The organism is Spirillospora sp. NPDC047279 (genome assembly GCF_040643285.1).
Taxonomy (GTDB): Bacteria; Actinomycetota; Actinomycetes; order Streptosporangiales; family Streptosporangiaceae; genus Spirillospora.
Window position 1 is genome coordinate 122,562 of the sequence record NZ_JBEYUA010000021.1, and the last position, 18,001, is coordinate 140,562.

Genomic DNA, 18,001 nt, shown 5'->3' on the forward strand with positions numbered 1-18,001 from the left:
CGACCTTATGAACGTATGCCTAGTCGGAAACGCGCACTAGACCTTGACATGGCCCTATTTCAGGTGTCGGGCTCACTTTTGAGTCGCCGGAGGGTATGGCCGGTCGCCTGCTTGAAGAGGTATTCGGCGCGTTCATAGGAGAGGCGGCGGCGCCCGGTCTCGGGGCAGAGATCGGCGGCCCCGGGCGTCCGCGCGGGGCCCGGGCGGCGGTCGGACAGGAAGAGCGGCCCGCGGGCGCGCCCGGCGATGAGGCGGGGGAGCAGCCGGGCGGTCTCCGCGCGCCACGCCACCCACCGGCCGGCGGCGCGGGCCCGCCGGTCGTCGAGGTCGAGGTCCTCCACGTTCAGCGCCAGCACGGCGGTCACCGGGGCCGCCGACTCGTACAGCAGCCGCCACAGGACACGTTCGCGCAGCGCCAGATCGTCCCGGCTCCACAGCGCGCCCGGATCGAACGTCACCTGCGGGGCCGCCACCTCCGGCCTGCGCTCGATCCCGGACACCAGATCGTCCAGCCCGGCCCACTCGCCGAACGAGCGCACGGCCGAACGGTGCCGGTTCCAGGTCCGTGCGGCGGCCCCATCCCACGCGGTCTGGAACGCCAGGGCGACGGCCTCCGGCGTCAGGGCGTCGAGCGGAGCCTGGTCGCCCACCGCCCGCCGCAGCCGGTCGAGCGTCTGGCCGTACGAGCGGACCGTCGCCGCGCCCAGCCCGCCCTGTTCGAGGAAGTCGCGAGCCGCCGCGCCCAGCGTCGGCCCGGCCGCGTCCGGGACCTCGATCGTGTCCGCCCGGCGCAGCAGGAAAGCCCGCTCCGCCTCGTTCCTCGTCAACGCCGCGGCCCGCTCGAACTCCCGCCGGGCCTCGCCCGTCCGGCCGAGCCGCAGCAGCAGATCTCCACGTACACCTGGAAGCAGGTGGTAATCGCGGAGCGAGGGATCGGCCACCAGCTCCTCGACCAGCTCCAGCCCGGCCGCCGGCCCCCGCGCGAACCCGACCGCGACGGCCCGGTTGAGCCGCACGACCGGGGTGGGCGTCAGCCGGACCAGCGCCTCGTAGAGGCCCGCGATCTGCGCCCAGTCGGTTTCCTCGGCCGTCGGCGCCTGCGCGTGCGACACCGCGATCGCCGCCTGGAGCACGTACGGGCCGGGTGCCCCGCCCACCGCGCGGGCCTTGAGCATCGCCTGGAACCCGCGCCGGATCAGCAGCGGGTCCCAGCGCCCGCGGTCCTGTTCGTGCAGCTGGACGGGCTCGCCCCGGGGGCCCGTCCGGGCGGCCGAACGCGACTCCTGGATCTCCATCAGCGCCACGAGTCCGTGCACCTCGGCCTCGTCCGGCGCGAGCCCGGCCAGCAGCCGGCCGAGCCGCAGGGCCTCCAGCGTCAGCCCCGGCCGCATCAGGTCGTCGCCCGCCGTCGCCGAGTAGCCCTCGTTGAACACCAGGTAGATGACCCCGAGCACCGACGACAAGCGCCCGGCCAGCTCACCGCCCTCGGGCAGCTCGAACGCCACCCCCTCCTCGGCCAGCGTGCGCTTCGCCTCGCCGACCCGCCGCGCGATCACCGGCTCGCTCGTCAGGAACGCCCGCGCGATCTCCGCGTTCGTCAGCCCGCCGAGCAGCCGCAACGTCAGCGCCACCCGGGCCTGGGTCGGCAACACCGGGTGGCACGACATGAACATCAGCCGCAGCAGGTCGTCCTCCTGCCGCGGCTCCTCCGGCTCCCGCCCGAGCTGCTCGTGCTTGCGCTCGAGGTTCTGCGAGCGCCGGACGAGGTCGACCGCCCGGCGCTTGGCGATCGTCATCAGCCAAGCGCCGGGATTGTCCGGCACCCCGTCCCTGGGCCACTGTTCGAGCGCGGCGACCAGCGCGTCCTGGGCCAGCTCCTCCGCCAGCCCCACGTCGCGCACGATCCGCGTCACCGCGGCGATGATCTTCGCCGACTCGAACTTCCAGACCCCGTCGAGAGTGCCGTGGACGTCGGTCACGGACCGAAGACCTCCTGGATGACGCTCTGCCCGTCGCCCACGATCGTGCGGAAGCGACGCCCCAGCTCGATCGCCTCCTCCTTGGACCGCACCTCGACCAGCGCGAACCCGGCCACCGCCTCCTTGGCCTCGGCGAACGGCCCGTCCGTCACGGTGATCTCGTCGCCCTCGGAGGTCAGCACGATCGCCTCCGGGCTCAGCCCGCCGGTCGCGAGCAGCACGCCCGCCGCCGACATCTCCTGGACGAACGCCGCCATCTCGGTGAACAGCTTCTGGTCGGGAGTGCCGCCGCCCTTGGACATCATCAGGTAACGCATGGTCGTTCCTTCCGCAGTGAACCCCGCCGTTCGGAGTTCTGCCCCCACGTCGAACGAATCTATCCGACAGGGAACCAGCCCATTCCCTGTCACGTCTTCTCAGCCGACGTGTCAGCGAGAACCTTCGACGGCACCTGAGGAGCCACCATGAACGTCCAGGACTACGTGACCGCCCTCCCCGACGCCCGGCGCGAGATCGCCGAGAAGCTCGTCCCCCTGATCGAGGCGGTCCTCCCCGGCAAGGGCGCCGTCTGGCACGGCCACCCCGTCTGGAGCCTGGGCCCCGCCCCGGGCAAGACTCCGGTCTGCCTCATCAAGGCCTACTCGTCCTACGTCACCTTCGCCCTGTGGCGCGGCCAGGAGCTCGCCGATCCCCGCCTGACCCCGGCCGCCCGCCAGATGGCCGGAGTGAAGATCCGCACCCTCGCCGACATCGACCCCGACCTCATCACCACCTGGCTGACCCAGGCCCAGGCCCTCGAAGCCTGACCCGAGCGCCGCCCGCCCCCCGCGCGGCGCCTAGGCTCGTCCCAGACCAAGGGGGAATGCCATGCTCGTCGCCTTTTCCGTGACCCCGCTCGGCGTCGGCGAGGACGTCGGCGAACTCGTCGCCGAGGCCGTGCGCATCGTCCGCGCCAGCGGCCTGCCCAACCGCACCGACGCGATGTTCACGACCATCGAGGGCGAGTGGGACGAGGTGATGGCCGTCGTCAAGCAGGCCACCGACGCCCTCGCCGAGCGCGCCCCCCGAGTCAGCCTCGTCATCAAGGCCGACGTGCGCCCCGGCGTCACCGACGCCCTCACCACCAAGGTCGAGACCATCGAACGTCACCTCGCCGGCTGACGAACCAGGCAACCTGCGACTTTTCGCGTTGACCTCGGGGTTGACTCGTGACACGGGGCTGGTCGGAGTGACGAACGGTCCCTATGCTGTGAAGCCCCCAATGAAGGGAAACCCCTCGTGAGCGGTGACAAGCGCGGCGCCAGCATCGGTGCGCTCGAGGACATGTCGCGGATGTTCAGCAAGCACTCCAAGAACCTGGACGCCCTGATCAAGGACCTCAACGGCCGTACCGTCTCCAGCACCGAGATCTGGTGGGGCCCCGGCGCCGACCGGTTCCGCAGCGCGTGGATGGAGGCCAAGGCCGCCTTCGACAAGATGGCGCTGGCGCTCGAGCAGGGCAGCCAGGACATCAAGCGCTCCCAGCAGAACATCGAGTCCGCCACCCGCTAGGACGGTCGACTTCGAGACACGCCCTGGCCGCCGTAGCGGTGGGCCACCTCGTGGAAGGCCTCCTTGGGCTGCCAGGGAGCACCTTCCGCGGGCGACTTGACGACGCCGAACCCCGCCATGTCCAGATCGTGGCGGGGTTCGTCGGCCGCGTGGGGGAAGTCGGCCATGGCGAAGGTGAAGACGAACCCGCCGTGCACGCCGTGCCCGGAGTACAGCTCGATGAGCTCGCCCAGATAGCCGGCCTGGGTCGGCTCGTCCCGCACGTTGCCCTCCTTCACGCGGGGAGGCCGGGCGAACCAGTCGACGATCAGGAACGACGCGGGGCCGCGCAGGTCGGCCCCCTTGTGCGCCCCGCAGCCGAACTCGGTGATGACCACCGGTTTCCCGGCGTCCTTCAGCAGGTCTTCGAGCCGCCGCTCGTACGCGGCCTTGTCGGAGCCCTGCCGGTAGAGGTTGACCCCCACGATGTCGAACGGCGTCCAGTCGACCCGCTCCCAGGCTCCCGCCGCGTACGTCACCGGGCCGTCGAAGGAACGCCGGGCGGTCGCGGCGGCCGCGGCGAGCAGCCGGTTGACCTTGCGCGTGATCCGCCGGTCGAAGCGCCGCCGCAGCTTGGGCCGGATCAGGATCTGCAGCCGGACGAACACCCGCGGACCAGGGATCATCCCGGGCGAGGTCAGCGAGAACTCGCTGCCCACCAGCAGGGTGACCCTCCCGGGGAACTCCGCCCGCAACTCCTCGGCGACCCCCGCCACCTCCGTGAGGTGCGCGAGCAGCGCGGGGCGCCGGCGGTCGGGCAGGTAGGGCCGGACGTAGACGTCCAGCCCCGCCTCCAGCGCCTGCCGCGCCGCCGCCCGGTGGTGCTCGGGATCGGTCCCGATGAGCATCACGTGGGTGCAGTGCAGCCCGTCGGCGATGGCCCGCATGTCATGGCGCAGGACTTCGGCGGGCGCGTCTCCGACGGCGTACGAGATCCCCTTGACGTCCACCCGGCGTCCTTCCGCGAAACCCTCTGGGACTTCGACGTTACGGAACGCCGGGCGGCCTCACGTCGGCCGTTCGGCCAGGGCGGCCCGACCAAAGTCGATGGTCGCTCCGGAGCTCAGCGGCGGGGGGTGAGGGTCTGGGTGTAGAGGGTCGTGCCGTCCAGGTCGCGCAGGTTGACGGTCAGGGCGGAGCTGCGGCCGTCGATCTCCACCTGGCCGAAGAACTGGTAGCCCTCGGCGGGCGAGGTGTTGGCGCGCGGCGGCACGGCCTGGAACTTCAGCTGGGGCCCGAACGTGGATTCCAGGCTGTTGGGGCCGAAGGCGCCGGCGTTGAGGGGGCCGCTGACGAACTCCCAGAACGGGGTGAAGTCCTTGAAGGCGGCCTTCGCGGGGTCGTAGTAGTGGGCGGCGGTGTAGTGGACGTCGGCGGTGAGCCAGACGGTGTTGTGGACGCGGTGCCTCCTGACGTACGAGAGGAGGTCGGCGATCTCCGCCTCGCGGCCGAGGGGTGCGCCGTCGTCGCCCTGGGCGATGCCCTCGAACGCGGTGCCGTCGGGGACGATCAGGCCGATGGGGAGGTCGGCGGCGATGACCTTCCAGGTGGCGCGGGAGCGGCGGAGCTCGTCCTTGAGCCAGGCGAGCTGGGCGGCGCCGAGCAGCTGCCCGCGGGCGGAGTCGTTGGCGTTGTTGGCGTCCTTGAACGTGCGCATGTCGAGGACGAAGACGTCCAGCAGGGGGCCGTAGGAGACGCGGCGGTAGATGCGGCCCTGGGGGGTCCGGGAGATCGGGGTGTACTCGAACATCGCCTGGCGGGCGCGGGCGGCGAGGACGTCGACGTTCTTCTCGCTGTACTGCGGCAGGTCGAGGATCTCGCCGGGGTACCAGTTGTTGACGACCTCGTGGTCGTCCCACTGGTTGATGACCGGGGTGCGCGCGTTGAACGCCTGGAGGTTGGCGTCGAGCAGGTTGTAGCGGAACTGGCCGCGGTATTCGGCGAGGGTCTCGGCGACCTTGGTCTTCTCGGGGATGACCAGGTTGCGCCAGGTGCGGCCGTCGGGGAGCGCGACCGTCTCGGCGAGCGGGTTGTCCGCGTAGACGAGGTCGCCGCTGCAGAGGAAGAAGTGGGGGTCGAGGTCGTTCATGGCCTTGAAGATGCGGAAGCCGCCGAGCTCGGGGTTGATGCCCCAGCCCTGGCCGGCCAGGTCGCCGGACCAGACGAAGGAGATGTCCTGGCGGGAGCGCGGCGCGGTGCGCAGGCGGCCTACGGCGGGAGCCGAGGTGGTGCGGTCGTCGGTGAGCGTGACGCGGTAGTGCAGCTCGGTGCCGGCGGGGAGGCCGCGCAGGAACGCCTTGCCGGTCAGGTCGGTGGCCGGGGTGACGGCCGGGCCGCGGAAACGCGCGGCGTGCCTGAAGTCGGGGCGGCGGCTGACCTCGACGAGCATGCGGGCGGGACGGTCGGCGCGGGCCCAGATGACGGCCTCGTTCGCGGTGACGTCGCCGCTCTGGACGCCGTTGGTGAATCCGGGGCGTGAACGGAGCAGGGATGCGGCCCCCGAAGGGCCGGGGACGAGGCCGAGGGTGGCGCCGCCCGCGATCAGGCCGCCGCGCAAGAGGGTCCGCCGGTCCATCGATCTCTCCGTTCACCAAGGTCGTTGACGTGCCGCATGGTCTCCCGGCGGGACGTACGCCACCAGGACCGGATGTGGCCGTTCCGTTAACACGGGACATCTGGTGATCATTTGGTCATCGACTTGACAACGCTCCGTAGCGGAGTGTCTCCTAGAGCCCATGTCAGCGCGATTCTCTCCCAGCAGCCCCGTGGCCCTGTGCCGCGCGGCCGGCGCGCTGTGTCCGTGTCTTTCGTGTTGTTGTCGCTGATCAGCGACTCCGCCGCCGGGTGACGGCTCCCCGGCCCGTTCGACCCAGTTCTCTCCTTGGCCCATTCGGCCGCTGAACGGCCGTACACGAAGGACCTCTCTCTGTGAACCTCGACATGGTTCCCGACATCACGATGCGTGGCCAGGACGACCCTCACGGGCGTGCCACGTCCCGCCGCCCGACCGTGGGGCAGCTGGCCACGCGCATCCACGAGCTGGCCGCGCGCCCCGGTGACTGGTGGCATCTGGCGCGCTTCGAGGACGGGCCGGTGCGCGTCCGGCTGGAGGCGGTGGACGGGATCCAGCCGTGGCTGATCACCTGGCCGCCCGGCCACCGCACGAACGTGCACGACCACGCGGGCACCGAGGTCAGCACGGTCATCGCCGGTGAGCTCGCGGAGGTGCGGATCACCTCCGACGGGGTGTCCGAACGTCCGCTGCGGGCCAACCGGGTGCGCGTCCACGGCGGCGGCCGCACCCACGAGCTGACCAACCCCGGTCCGGCGTACGCGATCACGCTGCACGCCGACCTCGCCTCCTGACCCGCCGGCCCCGGCCCTGATCGCGGGCCCGCGAACGCGACGACGCCCGCCGTCCCCGGCAAGGGGCGGCGGGCGTCGCGTTCCGTCGCGGGTCAGGCCGGGACGGGGGCCGTCTCGCGGGCGGCCGGAGCCTCCTCCGCGGGCGTCTCGGGCGCGCCGGTGATGTCGGGCGGGGTGCCCTTGAAGGTCTCCTCGTCGAGCAGCCCCTCGGAACGCGCGACCAGCACCGGGACGGTCAGCTGGCCGGCGACGTTCAGCGTCGTCCGGGCCATGTCGATCACCTTGTCGATGGCGATCAGGTAGCCGATCGCCTGGAGCGGCAGGCCGACGGTGGTGAGCGTCAGGGTGAGCGCGACCAGCGCCGGGCCGGGCGTGCCGCCGGTGCCGAGCTGGCCGATGATCGCGGCCAGCGCGATCAGCGCGTACTCGGCGAAGCCCAGGCTCGCGCCGGTGTACTGGGCGACGAAGACCGCGGCGACCGCCGGGTAGATCGCGCCGCAGCCGTCGAACTTGATCGTGGCGCCCAGCGGCTGGGCGAAGCTCGCGTACTCGGGCTGGACGCCGTTGCGCTCGATCTGCACCTTCTGCGCGATCGGCAGGGTGGCGAGCGAGGACGACGAGACGAACGCGAACTGCAGCGCGGGCCACGAGTTGCGGTAGAACTTCAGCGGCGAGACACGGCCGAAGACGCGCAGCAGGGCCGGGTAGCCGACGATCAGCATCACCGCGACGGCCAGGTAGATCGCGCCGGTGAACTTGGCCAGCGGCTGCAGCGAGCTCGGGCCGTAGGTGGCGACGACCGCGGCGATGAGGAAGAACGAGCCGATCGGGGTGAGCCGCACGACCCACCAGACGACCTTCTGCATGACCTGGTAGACGTCGTCGAGCAGGTCGGTCAGCCGCCGCCCGCGTTCGCCGATCGCGACCAGCGCGGCGCCGAACAGCGCGGCGAACGTGACGACGCCGAGGATGTTGCCCTCGGCCATCGCGTTCACGATGTTGGACGGGAAGAGGTTCTGCAGGATCTGCGTCCAGGTGACCGGCTCGGTCTCGGCGGTCTCGGCGGCGAGCCTGCCCAGGCCCTCGCCCGGGTTGACGAGCAGCGCCACGATCAGGCCGATCGCGGTGGCGATGGCCGAGGTGACCACGAACCAGCCGAGGGTCTTGCCGGTCAGCCGCGCGACGTTGCCGACGTCGCGGAGCCGGCCGATGCTCACCACGATCGCGGTGAAGACGAGCGGGACGACGACCACCTTCAGCAGGCTGGTGTAGACCGAGCCGAACGGGTCGAGCCAGTCCTCGGCGAGCGCGGCGCCGTCACCGAGGTTGTTGAAGAGGGCGCCGACGGCCACGCCCAGTACGAGGGCGAGCACGATCTGCTGCCAGAACTGCCATTTCCAGACACGCGGGTTCACGAACGGTTCTCCAGGGGAGTCGAGTCACCCGTGGCGGCGCGGTCCGGCTCGCGACGTCAGGGCGTGCCGGTGCGCTGGGTGAAGGGGAGCGGGAGGTGAAGAGAGAGAAGAGGGTGCCGGGGGCGTTCAGCCGCTACACAGCACGCTCGCGAGGCGGCACAGATCCACGTGCAGCCGGGCGACGAGCAGGATGCTCTTCTGGGAGAACCTCACGGGCACAGTCAACCGCGATGTCCGGATTCGTTGTTCCCGGTCCGGATGGTGATCCGCATCACGCCGGCGTCGGCGTCGGCGCAGGATCAGCGCAAGATCAGCGCAGGCGGCGGCGCCGGGACCGGGTGAAGACGCGCACGATGCCGACCAGGCCCAGCCCGGCCAGCACCACCGGGATGAGGAACTGCGGCTCGACGACCGGTTCGCCGGACAGCCCGCTCGCCAGCGAGACCGCGGCGACCGCGAGGAAGAACAGGCCGGTGAGCACGCCGCCCGGGTCGAACCGGTACCGCCGCTCGCCGGTGGGCTTCAGATCGTCAGACATGGTCCACCTGGATGTCTCCCACCTTGCCGCGGATGCGGAGGGCGATCACGGGCGGGTCGGGGGTCTTGGCGTCGGCGGGGAGGAGGACCTCGGTGGTCTGGGCGCGGGGGCCGCTGATGGTGCGCCGGTCCACCGACAGGTCGCCCAGCCCGATGCGCGCGTCCAGCTCGACCCTGGCGCCCGGCGGCAGCTTGACCTTGAGGCCGCCCAGCAGCACCTCGGCGTTGATCGTCACGCGTTCGCCCGGCTTGATCGGCAGGGCGGTGAGGTCCAGGACGGCCGACCCGACGCCGACCTTGTAGTCCTGCTCGGTGCGGGTGCCGTCCGTCGGGCGCCATTCGATCTCGCCGTAGCGGGCGCCGGCCGGGATCTCGGTGGCGGCCGTCCCGGCGAGCAGGCTCAGGGTGAGCACGGTGCCGACCGTGGCGAGCCCGCGGGCCCGGAACCAGCCGCCCATCAGGAGCCCGGCACCGATGACGGCGAGCGCGACGGAGCCGACGATCACGGCGTTCTGCGGGGCCGGGTAGCCGCTCGCGACCGGGATGATCGCCGCTCCCGCGGCCAGCGCGGCCAGCATCGTGATCTGCGTCAGCGGGGACGACTCGCGCGGCCTGCACGTCACGGTGGCGGCGGCCCTGGCCGGCGGCGGGTCGTCGTCCACCGGGGACCAGGCGGTGCCCGCGTGGCCGCCGGACCCGGCGCCGCTCAGGGCGGCGAGGTCGATCATGCCCTCGGGCAGCCCGCCGGGGTCGCGGTCGAGCTTCTCCAGCGAGATCCGTTCGGTGACGGGGGCGCTCGCGGTGCCGGTGCCGGTGCCGGTGGCGGTGGCCACGCCGCCCGTACCGGCGCGGTCGGCCGCCGCGCCCGCGCCCGCCGCGTGCCCGGCGGCGGCCGAGCCGAGCGGGTGGCCCTGGAGGCGTTCGGGGAACGAACGGGCGGCGGCCACGAGGTCGACGCCGCGCGCGTGGGAGACCACCAGCACCAGCCCGAGCACCGTGAAGACCGCCAGCGTGTCGCCGAACGCGGTACCGCCGGTCATGGTGAGCGCGAAGCTCAGGCACAACACCGCGGCCATGATCGACAACACTCCGGCCCGGTCGAAACGCCGCCGGAACAGGCGTTCGGCGGGCGCGAGGTCGGCGGGGCCGGAGGGCATGAAGAGCGCCGCGGCGATGTAGAGGAGGATGCCCTGGCCGTGCGTGAGCACGAGGATGCCGAAACCGACCCTGATCACCACCGGGTCGATCCCGGTGGCCCGCCCGATGCCGGAGCAGACCCCGGCCAGGATGCGCCCCTCGGAGACCCGGGGCATGCGCTCGTAGTCGCTCGGCGAAGGGGGCGGGCTGGTCGGAGGCGGGCTGGTGGTGCTGCGGTCCTCGGCCATGGTCACCATCGTGGCGGACGCCCGCCCCCGGGCGGTATCGGGGAGACCCCTGACCCGACCCTGAGGAATCCCGCAGGTAATCGGGGGCCTGCCCTGATGCGCACGCGCGCGTCGCGTGTGACGATCGTTGCGATGGGACTTTCGCGTATCGGGCCATGGAGACGACGACGATGACGGGACGGGCGCTGGAGGCGCCGAAGCTGCTGCGCCGCACCGACGGTCGGCTGCTGGTCGGCGTGTGCCGGGGGCTGGCCTCCCATCTCGGCGTCGACACGGTGATCATCCGCGCCGCGTTCGTCCTGCTGACCATGGCCAGCGGCATCGGCGTGGCCGCGTACGGCGCGCTCTGGGTCCTGCTGCCGAGCGACCGCATCGACGTCGAGGTCACGGGTGGCGACGGCGCCAAGGCCAAGGCCGCCAGGCCGTCGGTCCGGCGGCGCGACTGGGGCCAGCTGCTGGCCTATGGCGCGGCCGCGTGCGGGTTGTCGTTCCTGACCTGGGGCACCGGCGTCATGCAGGCCGCGTTGTGGCCGTTCATCGTCGGCAGCATCGGCGTCGCCATCCTGTGGCAGCAGGCCGACCGCGACCAGCGGCAGCGCTGGGTCGGCCTCACCCGGATCCCGCTCCGCCAGATGTGGCTGCGCAGCATCCTCGGCTTCGTACTGGTCGTCGGCGGCATCGCCGGCTTCGTGGCGCAGCGGGTGAGCCCCTCGCAGGCCGGCCCGGTGCTCATCGCCACGCTGGTGATCCTCACCGGCGTCGCGGTGATCGTCACCCCGTGGGTGGTCCGGCTCTGGCAGGACCTGGACGCCGAGCGGCACGAGCGCATCCGTTCGCAGGAACGCGCCGAGCTGGCCGCGCACGTGCACGACTCGGTCCTGCACACGCTGACCCTGATCCAGCGGAACGCCTCCGACCCGCGCGAGGTGCAGCGGCTCGCCCGTTCCCAGGAACGCACCCTGCGCAGCTGGCTCTACCAGCCGAAGGCCGACCCCGACCAGACGTTCGCCGCCGCGGTCCGCGAGATCGCCGGCGAGGTGGAGGACGACCACGGCGTGCAGATCGAGGTCGTCTGCGTCGGCGACACCTCGCTCGACGACCGGCTCGGCGCGACCCTTCAGGCGGCCCGCGAGGCGATGGTCAACGCCGCGAAGTACGCCGAGACGCCGACCGTCTCGGTGTACGCCGAGGTCGAGGGCGACGATGTGGCGATCTTCGTCCGGGACCGTGGCAAGGGGTTCGACCAGGACGCCATCCCGGAGGATCGGATGGGCGTGCGAGGGTCCATCATCGGACGTATGGAACGTAACGGCGGCAAGGCCACCGTCCGCACCGCCCCGGGGGAGGGCACCGAAGTGCGTTTGGAGATCAAGAAGTCATGAGTGCTACCAGGGTGGTGCTGGTCGACGACCACCAGATGTTCCGGACCGGCGTCAAGGCCGAGCTCGGCGACGGCATCGAGATCGTGGGGGAGGCCGGCGACGTCGACGAGGCGGTCACCGTGATCAAGGCCGCCGAGCCCGACGTGGTGCTGCTGGACGTCCATCTGCCCGGTGGCGGCGGCATCGAGGTGCTGCGCCGCCTGCACGGCAACGTGCAGTCGCGCTTCCTGGCCCTGTCGGTCTCGGACGCGGCCGAGGACGTCATCGGCGTGGTCCGCGGCGGCGCCCGCGGCTATGTCACCAAGACCATCTCGGGGCCCGAGCTCACCGCCGCGATCGGGCGGGTGTCCGAGGGCGACGCGGTCTTCTCGCCCCGCCTGGCGGGGTTCGTGCTGGACGCGTTCGCCGCCAGCGACGCGCCCGCCGTGGACCCCGAGCTCGACCAGCTCACCCAGCGCGAACGTGAGGTGCTGCGGCTGATCGCGCGCGGGTACGCCTACAAGGAGATCGCCAAGGAGCTCTTCATCTCCGTCAAGACGGTGGAGACGCACGTCAGCTCGGTGCTGCGCAAGCTCCAGCTGTCCAACCGGCACGAGCTGTCGCGCTGGGCCGCCGCGCGCCGCCTGGTGTGAGTCCGGTTGGAGTTCGGTGTCCGCGCGGTGTCGCGCGGTGTCGCCGCTGTGCCGCCGCCGTGCCGCCGCTGTGTCGGCTCGGTGCCGCCGCTGTGTTGGCCGGGTGTGAACCGAGATGTCCTGCCGGACAGTTGAAGTGTCCTTAGTTCCATCTGGGCCAAATTACAAGTCTTCTGACCACTTCGTGACCGTACTGTGATCACATATCCCGGCGGGGTGATCACCGTCGTGGAATGGTCGCTCGTCATGACGTACCCACCCGGTTCCGGCATTCCGGGCGGTCCTCCCGCCCCGGATGCCGCACCCCAACCTTCTTATCCCGTGCCGCCGGGACAACCCGGTCCGTCCGGGCAGCCCGGCTTCCCCGGGCCTCCCGGCCCGAGCTCGCACCGGCCGACGACCACGAACGGGCTGGCCGTGGCCAGCCTCATCACCGGAGTCCTCGGCTGCGTCTCGCTCATCTCGATCATCCTCGGTGTCATCGCGCTGAAGCAGATCAAGGAGCGCGGCCAGCGCGGCCGCGGCCTGGCCATCGCGGGCATCGTCATCTCGCTCCTCTGGGGCGTGGTCGGCACCGCGAGCTACCTCTTCCTCAAGTCCGTCGACGGCGACGACATCGCGGGCAAGCTGCCCAGCCCGAAGGCGACCGTGACCAAGCCGAAGGACGTGGGCGCCAACAAGATGCGCGTCGGCGACTGCATCAACGACAACTCCGCGGCGGCGACCACCGCCACCGACGGCCCGGTCGAGGTGGAGAGCGTCAAGGTCGTGCCGTGCACCAGCCCGCACGACGGCGAGGTGCTGGCGTCGTTCCGGCTCGCGGTGGCGACGCTGCCGACCGACGCCCAGATGAGCAAGCTGGCCTCGGCCGGGTGCAAGGCGCGGGTCGGCACCAGGCTGAACCGCGACCCCGCCGGCGCCAGCCTGGCGACCTCGTACTACTACCCGACGATCCAGTCCTGGGCGGACGGCGACAGGCTGGTCACGTGCGTCGCCGTGCACGCCACCGAGGGCAAGAAGCTCACGCGCAAGCTGCGCGTCTGAACGATCCGAGCACGTCCGGCGGCGCGCTAGACAGGGGCAGAGCGCCGCGGACGGCGGCCGTCGCAGGCCCGGCGTCCCGTGCGCCGGGCCTGGCCGCTTCCCCGCCGTGCGGCATGGCCCCTTCTACGCCTTTCCCGCCTGAAGGTTGTTGATCGGCGCCGACCCGTCCGCCACGAAGTCGACGGTCAGGTCGCCGCCGACGAAGGCGCGCAGCGCCTCGGCCTCGGCCAGCACCGCCTCGGCGTCCGCGTCCGGCAGCGGCCGGAACGGCGCCACCGTCAGCGTCCCGCCCCGGACCGTCCAGACGCCCGCGACGAAGCCGTCCACCAGGAACATCGGAACGCCGCCCGAGGCCACCTTCGCGTACCGCCGGCGGTCCTCCTCGGCGATGATCCGCCGCCGGTCCCTGTGGCCGAGCAGCACGTTGTCGAACGCGGGCAGGAACCGCACCGGAACGTCCTGGCCGGGGTCGGCGACCGGGGCGTCCGGCAGGTCGTAGAGCTCGCGCCCCTCCTCGTCCCGGACGACGCGCAACCGGTCGCGGAGCCCCTCGAAGACCCCGCGCAGCCGGGTGACGCCCGCCCACGACTGCGCGTCCATCACGCTCGCCGGGCCGAACGCCGCGAGGTAGCGGAGCACCAGCCGTTCATGGTCGGGCCCCTCGCCCATCGGCAGGCCCGACCACTCTTCGGCCAGCGTCACCGAGACGTTCGAAGGGCTTCCCCAGCGGCCCCACGCGCCCGCCTCGGGCCCGTGCGCCATCGCCGTCAGGAGCTCGACCGCGGACGCGAGCCGCCCGCCGTTGCGGCCCGGGAAACGTTCGGCCAGCAGCCGCCCGTACTCGCGCCGGGTCAGCGTCCGCCCGGCCAGCAGCTCGCGGCCGGTCCGCAGCAGGTCGGCGTGGTCAAGCCCGCCGATCTCGTCCAGGAAGTACGGCGTCCTGAGCGCCGACTCCACGACGGGCGTCACGGACGGCCGCAACCAGCGGAAGTCGTCGGCGTCGGCCAGGTGAACGGTCCGCCGCAGCATGGTGGAGCGCACCACCGCGCGCCGCTCGATCAGCTCGGCGAGGTGCTCGTGGCGGAAGCCCGCGAGCCGCGACCAGAGCCCGATGTAGGGCCAGTTGGGCTCCTGCCCCTGCAACGCGACCAGGTGCCGGACGGCCTCGAACGGCGTCCGCCCGACCCGTTCGGCCAGCATCTGGCGCCCGAGCAGCGTGCGGTTGAGCCCGCGCAGCGTGATCATGGCAGGAGGCTATCCGGCCCGGCCGAGGCCCCCGGCGCCCTCGTACGCCTCGCGGGCGGAGCCTTCGTACGCCTCGCGGGCGGAGCTTTCGTACGCCTCGCGGGCGTCGAGCAGCTCCTCCCAGTGCTGCTCGGCCCAGGCGCACGCGGCGGCCAGCGGTTCGAGCATGCTCCGGCCGAGGTCGGTGAGCTCGTACTCCACATGGCTGTCGCCGAGCACCGTCCGCCGGACGAGCCCGTCCCGTTCGAGCCCGCGCAGCGACCGCGTCAGCACCTTGGGCGTGACGCGGTGCAGCGGGATCCGCAGCTCGGAGAACCGCCGCGGCCCGCCCTCGAGCACGCGCACGACCAGCGCCGCCCACTTGTCGCCGAAGCGGAACGGCACCAGCGTGGACGGGCAGAGCTCGTCGAACATGTCAGGCCGGAGCGGCTCTCTCATGCCCGTCACGATAATCGTTCACGCGAGCTCGCCGAGGAGCTTCCAGGTGCGCAGGCGGTCCTCGCCGATGGTCATGAACGCGGCAACCCGGCGAGGCAACAGGTTATTCCGATCGGGTAGGTAGGATCATCGTTAGATCTGCTTCAGTTTCAATGAAGATTAAGTAGCTGGACTTCATCAACGGCTCCGGGCGATCCTTCGGAGCATGAGAATCCTCCTGATCGGCGCCACCGGAACGCTCGGCCGCGCCGTGCACGAAGCGCTCAAGGGCCGCGGGCACGAGGTCGTCACGGCGTCCCGCACCGGCTCGGACCTCTCCGTCGACATCACCGACCCGGAGTCGATCCGCGCCCTCTACGCGGCCGCGGGCCGGATCGACGCGGTGGCCAACACGGCGGGCTGGGTGCCCTGGAAGCCGTTCGGCGAGCTGACCGCGGACGACGTGCGGGCCGGGCTCGCCGGCAAGGCGTTCAGCCAGGTCGAGCTGGTGCGCCAGGGCAGTGCGCTCCTGGCCGGGGGCGCCTCGTTCACCCTGATCACCGGTGTCCTGTCGCGTGCGGCGGTCGCCGCGGGGACGATGGCGTCGCTGGCCAACGGCGCGGTCGAGTCGTTCGTGCGCGCCGTCGCGACCGAGCTGCCGCACCGGCAGCGCGTGAACGTGGTCAGCCCGACCCTCTTCGAGGAGTCGGCCGTCGACTACGACGCGATCTTCACCGGCTTCAGGCCCGTTCCCGTGGCCGAGGCCGCGCGGGCGTACGTCCGTTCCGTCGAGGGTGTGCAGACAGGCCAGGTGTTCGTGGTCGAGTGACCCCGGGGAAGGTGAGCGTGCGGTAGACGGTCGCGTTGCCCGCCAGGTCGGAGCACGCCCGCGCCGCCGCGCTCACGCGCCGCGTGTAGGCGGGGTCGGCGGCGTCGAGCAGCACGCCCAGCGTCGTGCCGCTGTGACCGGCCACGACGCCGAGCCCGCCGGCCTCGCGGCAGATTTCGAGCATCGGCTCCAGTGACCGCTTGGGGCGGAGCGCCTGGTTCATGCGGGCGCTCCGCGTGGCGACGGCCCCGACCTCGGCGAGGTCCCGCGTGCGGACGGCGGCGGTGAGCCGGTCCAGGAGCCGCGCGTACTCGCGCCGGTCGGCCGCCGTGAACGGCTTGGGGATCAGGTTGAAGTCCACCGTGTCCACGGCGCCGCCCTCGTCGATCCCCACCACCGTCATGCTCGGCAGCGACCCGAGGACGGTGCGCAGCCGCACGGCGCGATGGTGGAACGCGACGATCGCCGGGTAGAGCACGCCGTCGGTGGGCTCGATGCGCGCCAGCAGGCGTTCGATCCGGGTGGCGGGCATCGCCGTGCCGAGGGCCCGCCCGACCGCCCGCGCGGTGGCGACGAGGTCGGCCGACGAGCTGGCCAGGCCCTTGCCCTCGGGGATCATGCTCTCGACGGTGAGCAGCCCGCCCACCGGCCGTGGCAGCTCCTCGACGATCATCTGCGCCAGCCGCAGGGCCTTGGTCTTGTGCCCCGGCCGGACCTCCAGCCGGCCCGATGCGGGGTCGGGCCGGAACGTGGCGAGCGTCCAGCGTGCGATGGGCAACGTCACGAGGAAGTCCCCGTCCCGTTCCGGCAGCACGCCCTGGAGCAGCTCGCCGAAGGTCCCGAAGGCCGTGCCGACTCCGGCCCTGGGCGGGGACGCGCCGGCTCCGGCCGTGGACGACGACATCACGCGATCCGACTCCCGTTCGTTGGACGAAAACGATAACCGTTCTAGCTCACGTCGGACGCTCCGGGCAAGTGATAATGAATTTGACAATCATTTTCATTTCGTGTGATGCTCCTGGCCGCCGGGACACCCCGGCCCGCACCGGACGGCGGATGGCGACCCGATTGCGGCGGATTGCGGTGGATGGCGACGAGTGGGGACGGATGCACGAGCACATCGCCGAGGCGGTCAAGGCGCCCGACCTCGTCGCGCTGGAGCCGGGACTGGCCTGCCTGCGGTTCGAGACGATGAAGATCTACTCGGCGCTGGGCGCGGTCCGGCACCTCCTCGAATCGGGCGCCGTCGCGCCCGGCGACACGCTCATCGACAGCTCCAGCGGCATCTACGCGCAGGCGCTGGCGCTCGCCTGCCACCGCTACGGGATGAAGTGCCACATCGTCGGCTCGACCACCGTCGACCGCACGCTCCGCGCGCAACTGGAGATCCTCGGGGCGACGCTGGAACAGGTCAGGCCGTCCCGGAACCTGCGCCTCGACCAGGAGCTCCGCGTCCGGCGCATCGCCGAGATCCTCGACGCCAACCCCACCTACCACTGGATGCGGCAGTACCACGACGAGATCCACTACCTCGGCTACCGCGAGGTCGCCGAGAGCCTCGCCGCCGACCTCCCCGGCGTGCCGCTCACGCTGGTGGGCGGCGTCGGGTCCGGGGCGTCGACCGGCGCCCTCGCGAGCTATCTGCGCGCCGCGGGCCGGGACGTCGCGCTCGTGGGCGTCCAGCCGTTCGGCAGCGTCACGTTCGGGGCGGAGCACGTCACCGACCCGGACATGATCATCGCGGGGATCGGCAGCGCCATCGAGTTCCGCAACGTCCGCCACGACCTGTACGACCGGGTGCACTGGGTCGGCTTCGGCCCCGCCGCGTCAGGCGCCGTCGCGCTGCTGCGGTCGGGCGGCGTCTTCGCCGGGCTGTCCTCAGGCGCGGCCTACCTGGCGGCCCGCTGGGAGCGCCGCCGCGACGGCTCCCGGACCCACGTCTTCGTCGCCGCCGACACGGGCCACCGCTACGTGGACGCCGTGTTCGCCCGGCACCGCGAGACGCACGACGCCGGTGCGCTGAGGCCGCACGAGATCACCTCCCTCGACGACCTCCGGCCGCCGTGGTCGACCGGCTCCTGGCCCGGCCTTCGCCCCACCCCCTGACCCGCCCCACCCCCTGACCCGCCCCACCCCCTAACCCCTCCCTCAGCCTGACCCCGCCCTCAGCCTGACCCGCC

Annotated in this window: 19 protein-coding genes; 9 read left to right on the forward strand and 10 right to left on the reverse strand. The window is 72.0% G+C overall.

The window, feature by feature from the left end; translation table 11 throughout:
* Positions 1-59 precede the first annotated feature (59 nt).
* Positions 60-1,979: a DUF6596 domain-containing protein gene (locus tag ABZ810_RS39820; protein WP_358412089.1), complete on the reverse strand. Its 1,920-nt coding sequence runs from the start codon at positions 1,977-1,979 to the stop codon at positions 60-62.
* Positions 1,976-2,296: a YciI family protein gene (locus tag ABZ810_RS39825; RefSeq protein WP_358412090.1), complete on the reverse strand. Its 321-nt coding sequence runs from the start codon at positions 2,294-2,296 to the stop codon at positions 1,976-1,978. Before ABZ810_RS39825 ends, ABZ810_RS39820 begins: the two co-directional genes overlap by 4 nt.
* 147 nt (positions 2,297-2,443) lie before the next feature.
* Between ABZ810_RS39825 and ABZ810_RS39830 the strand changes: the two genes are divergently transcribed.
* From ABZ810_RS39830 to ABZ810_RS39840, 3 genes are all read left to right on the forward strand, one after another.
* Entirely contained in the window at positions 2,444-2,785 is a 342-nt protein-coding gene (locus ABZ810_RS39830; protein WP_358412091.1) for a DUF1801 domain-containing protein, read from the forward strand.
* Between the two features lie 61 nt (positions 2,786-2,846).
* Positions 2,847-3,140 (forward strand): MTH1187 family thiamine-binding protein, encoded by a 294-nt coding sequence (locus ABZ810_RS39835; RefSeq protein ID WP_358412092.1) that lies wholly within the window; start codon positions 2,847-2,849, stop codon positions 3,138-3,140.
* 117 nt (positions 3,141-3,257) lie between these two features.
* Positions 3,258-3,530: a WXG100 family type VII secretion target gene (locus ABZ810_RS39840; RefSeq protein ID WP_358412093.1), complete on the forward strand. Its 273-nt coding sequence runs from the start codon at positions 3,258-3,260 to the stop codon at positions 3,528-3,530.
* Here ABZ810_RS39840 and ABZ810_RS39845 read toward each other — a convergent pair.
* Positions 3,527-4,519, reverse strand: coding sequence for a hypothetical protein (locus tag ABZ810_RS39845; protein ID WP_358412094.1), 993 nt, complete (start codon positions 4,517-4,519; stop codon positions 3,527-3,529). The two genes, ABZ810_RS39840 and ABZ810_RS39845, sit on opposite strands and share 4 nt — an antisense overlap.
* Positions 4,520-4,632: 113 nt before the next feature.
* Positions 4,633-6,144, reverse strand: coding sequence for an alkaline phosphatase D family protein (locus ABZ810_RS39850; protein WP_358412095.1), 1,512 nt, complete (start codon positions 6,142-6,144; stop codon positions 4,633-4,635).
* 353 nt (positions 6,145-6,497) lie between these two features.
* On the opposite strand from ABZ810_RS39850, the gene ABZ810_RS39855 reads away from it, so the two are divergent.
* Positions 6,498-6,935, forward strand: a complete 438-nt coding sequence (locus tag ABZ810_RS39855) for a cysteine dioxygenase (RefSeq protein ID WP_358412096.1) — start codon at positions 6,498-6,500, stop codon at positions 6,933-6,935.
* A gap of 92 nt (positions 6,936-7,027) precedes the next feature.
* Here ABZ810_RS39855 and ABZ810_RS39860 read toward each other — a convergent pair whose 3' ends face one another.
* The 3 genes from ABZ810_RS39860 to ABZ810_RS39870 all read right to left on the reverse strand — a co-directional run bounded on the left by ABZ810_RS39860 (position 7,028) and on the right by ABZ810_RS39870 (position 10,272).
* Positions 7,028-8,350, reverse strand: coding sequence for a dicarboxylate/amino acid:cation symporter (locus tag ABZ810_RS39860; RefSeq protein ID WP_358412097.1), 1,323 nt, complete (start codon positions 8,348-8,350; stop codon positions 7,028-7,030).
* A 310-nt stretch (positions 8,351-8,660) separates the two neighbouring features.
* Complete coding sequence (locus ABZ810_RS39865; protein WP_358412098.1) at positions 8,661-8,888, reverse strand: hypothetical protein; 228 nt, start codon at positions 8,886-8,888, stop codon at positions 8,661-8,663.
* Positions 8,881-10,272, reverse strand: a complete 1,392-nt coding sequence (locus ABZ810_RS39870) for a PspC domain-containing protein (protein ID WP_358412099.1) — start codon at positions 10,270-10,272, stop codon at positions 8,881-8,883. Before ABZ810_RS39870 ends, ABZ810_RS39865 begins: the two co-directional genes overlap by 8 nt.
* A gap of 155 nt (positions 10,273-10,427) precedes the next feature.
* Between ABZ810_RS39870 and ABZ810_RS39875 the strand changes: the two genes are divergently transcribed.
* The 3 genes from ABZ810_RS39875 (at position 10,428) to ABZ810_RS39885 (ending at position 13,330) form a co-directional block, all read left to right on the forward strand.
* Complete coding sequence (locus tag ABZ810_RS39875; RefSeq protein WP_358412100.1) at positions 10,428-11,654, forward strand: PspC domain-containing protein; 1,227 nt, start codon at positions 10,428-10,430, stop codon at positions 11,652-11,654.
* The gene (locus ABZ810_RS39880; RefSeq protein WP_358412101.1) at positions 11,651-12,286 is read left to right on the forward strand and encodes a response regulator transcription factor; all 636 of its coding nucleotides are present in this window, start codon (positions 11,651-11,653) and stop codon (positions 12,284-12,286) included. The genes ABZ810_RS39875 and ABZ810_RS39880 overlap by 4 nt, the downstream gene beginning before the upstream one ends.
* Positions 12,287-12,607: 321 nt before the next feature.
* Positions 12,608-13,330: a DUF4190 domain-containing protein gene (locus ABZ810_RS39885; protein WP_358412102.1), complete on the forward strand. Its 723-nt coding sequence runs from the start codon at positions 12,608-12,610 to the stop codon at positions 13,328-13,330.
* 123 nt (positions 13,331-13,453) lie between these two features.
* Here ABZ810_RS39885 and ABZ810_RS39890 read toward each other — a convergent pair whose 3' ends face one another.
* Complete coding sequence (locus tag ABZ810_RS39890; protein WP_358412103.1) at positions 13,454-14,575, reverse strand: winged helix DNA-binding domain-containing protein; 1,122 nt, start codon at positions 14,573-14,575, stop codon at positions 13,454-13,456.
* A 9-nt stretch (positions 14,576-14,584) separates the two neighbouring features.
* On the reverse strand, positions 14,585-15,013 hold the full coding sequence (locus ABZ810_RS39895; RefSeq protein WP_358412104.1) for a helix-turn-helix domain-containing protein: 429 nt from the start codon (positions 15,011-15,013) through the stop codon (positions 14,585-14,587).
* Positions 15,014-15,218: 205 nt separating this feature from the next.
* Between ABZ810_RS39895 and ABZ810_RS39900 the strand changes: the two genes are divergently transcribed.
* Positions 15,219-15,821, forward strand: coding sequence for a short chain dehydrogenase (locus ABZ810_RS39900; protein ID WP_358412105.1), 603 nt, complete (start codon positions 15,219-15,221; stop codon positions 15,819-15,821).
* Here ABZ810_RS39900 and ABZ810_RS39905 read toward each other — a convergent pair.
* Entirely contained in the window at positions 15,733-16,725 is a 993-nt protein-coding gene (locus ABZ810_RS39905) for a hypothetical protein (protein WP_358412106.1), read from the reverse strand. The genes ABZ810_RS39900 and ABZ810_RS39905 overlap by 89 nt on opposite strands.
* 203 nt (positions 16,726-16,928) lie before the next feature.
* Between ABZ810_RS39905 and ABZ810_RS39910 the strand changes: the two genes are divergently transcribed.
* Positions 16,929-17,927 (forward strand): pyridoxal-phosphate dependent enzyme, encoded by a 999-nt coding sequence (locus ABZ810_RS39910; protein ID WP_358412137.1) that lies wholly within the window; start codon positions 16,929-16,931, stop codon positions 17,925-17,927.
* Positions 17,928-18,001: the final 74 nt, after the last annotated feature.

Excerpts from the sequence above, each read along its gene's own strand:
- ABZ810_RS39895 (WP_358412104.1), bottom strand. The coding sequence starts at position 15,013 with ATGAGAGAGCCGCTCCGGCCTGACATGTTCGACGAGCTCTGCCCGTCC.
- ABZ810_RS39865 (WP_358412098.1), bottom strand. The coding sequence starts at position 8,888 with ATGTCTGACGATCTGAAGCCCACCGGCGAGCGGCGGTACCGGTTCGAC.
- ABZ810_RS39825 (WP_358412090.1), bottom strand. The coding sequence starts at position 2,296 with ATGCGTTACCTGATGATGTCCAAGGGCGGCGGCACTCCCGACCAGAAG.
- ABZ810_RS39910 (WP_358412137.1), top strand. The coding sequence starts at position 16,929 with ATGCACGAGCACATCGCCGAGGCGGTCAAGGCGCCCGACCTCGTCGCG.
- ABZ810_RS39835 (WP_358412092.1), top strand. The coding sequence starts at position 2,847 with ATGCTCGTCGCCTTTTCCGTGACCCCGCTCGGCGTCGGCGAGGACGTC.
- ABZ810_RS39875 (WP_358412100.1), top strand. The coding sequence starts at position 10,428 with ATGGAGACGACGACGATGACGGGACGGGCGCTGGAGGCGCCGAAGCTG.
- ABZ810_RS39850 (WP_358412095.1), bottom strand. The coding sequence starts at position 6,144 with ATGGACCGGCGGACCCTCTTGCGCGGCGGCCTGATCGCGGGCGGCGCC.
- ABZ810_RS39900 (WP_358412105.1), top strand. The coding sequence starts at position 15,219 with ATGAGAATCCTCCTGATCGGCGCCACCGGAACGCTCGGCCGCGCCGTG.
- ABZ810_RS39890 (WP_358412103.1), bottom strand. The coding sequence starts at position 14,575 with ATGATCACGCTGCGCGGGCTCAACCGCACGCTGCTCGGGCGCCAGATG.
- ABZ810_RS39905 (WP_358412106.1), bottom strand. The coding sequence starts at position 16,725 with ATGTCGTCGTCCACGGCCGGAGCCGGCGCGTCCCCGCCCAGGGCCGGA.
- ABZ810_RS39880 (WP_358412101.1), top strand. The coding sequence starts at position 11,651 with ATGAGTGCTACCAGGGTGGTGCTGGTCGACGACCACCAGATGTTCCGG.
- ABZ810_RS39830 (WP_358412091.1), top strand. The coding sequence starts at position 2,444 with ATGAACGTCCAGGACTACGTGACCGCCCTCCCCGACGCCCGGCGCGAG.
- ABZ810_RS39870 (WP_358412099.1), bottom strand. The coding sequence starts at position 10,272 with ATGGCCGAGGACCGCAGCACCACCAGCCCGCCTCCGACCAGCCCGCCC.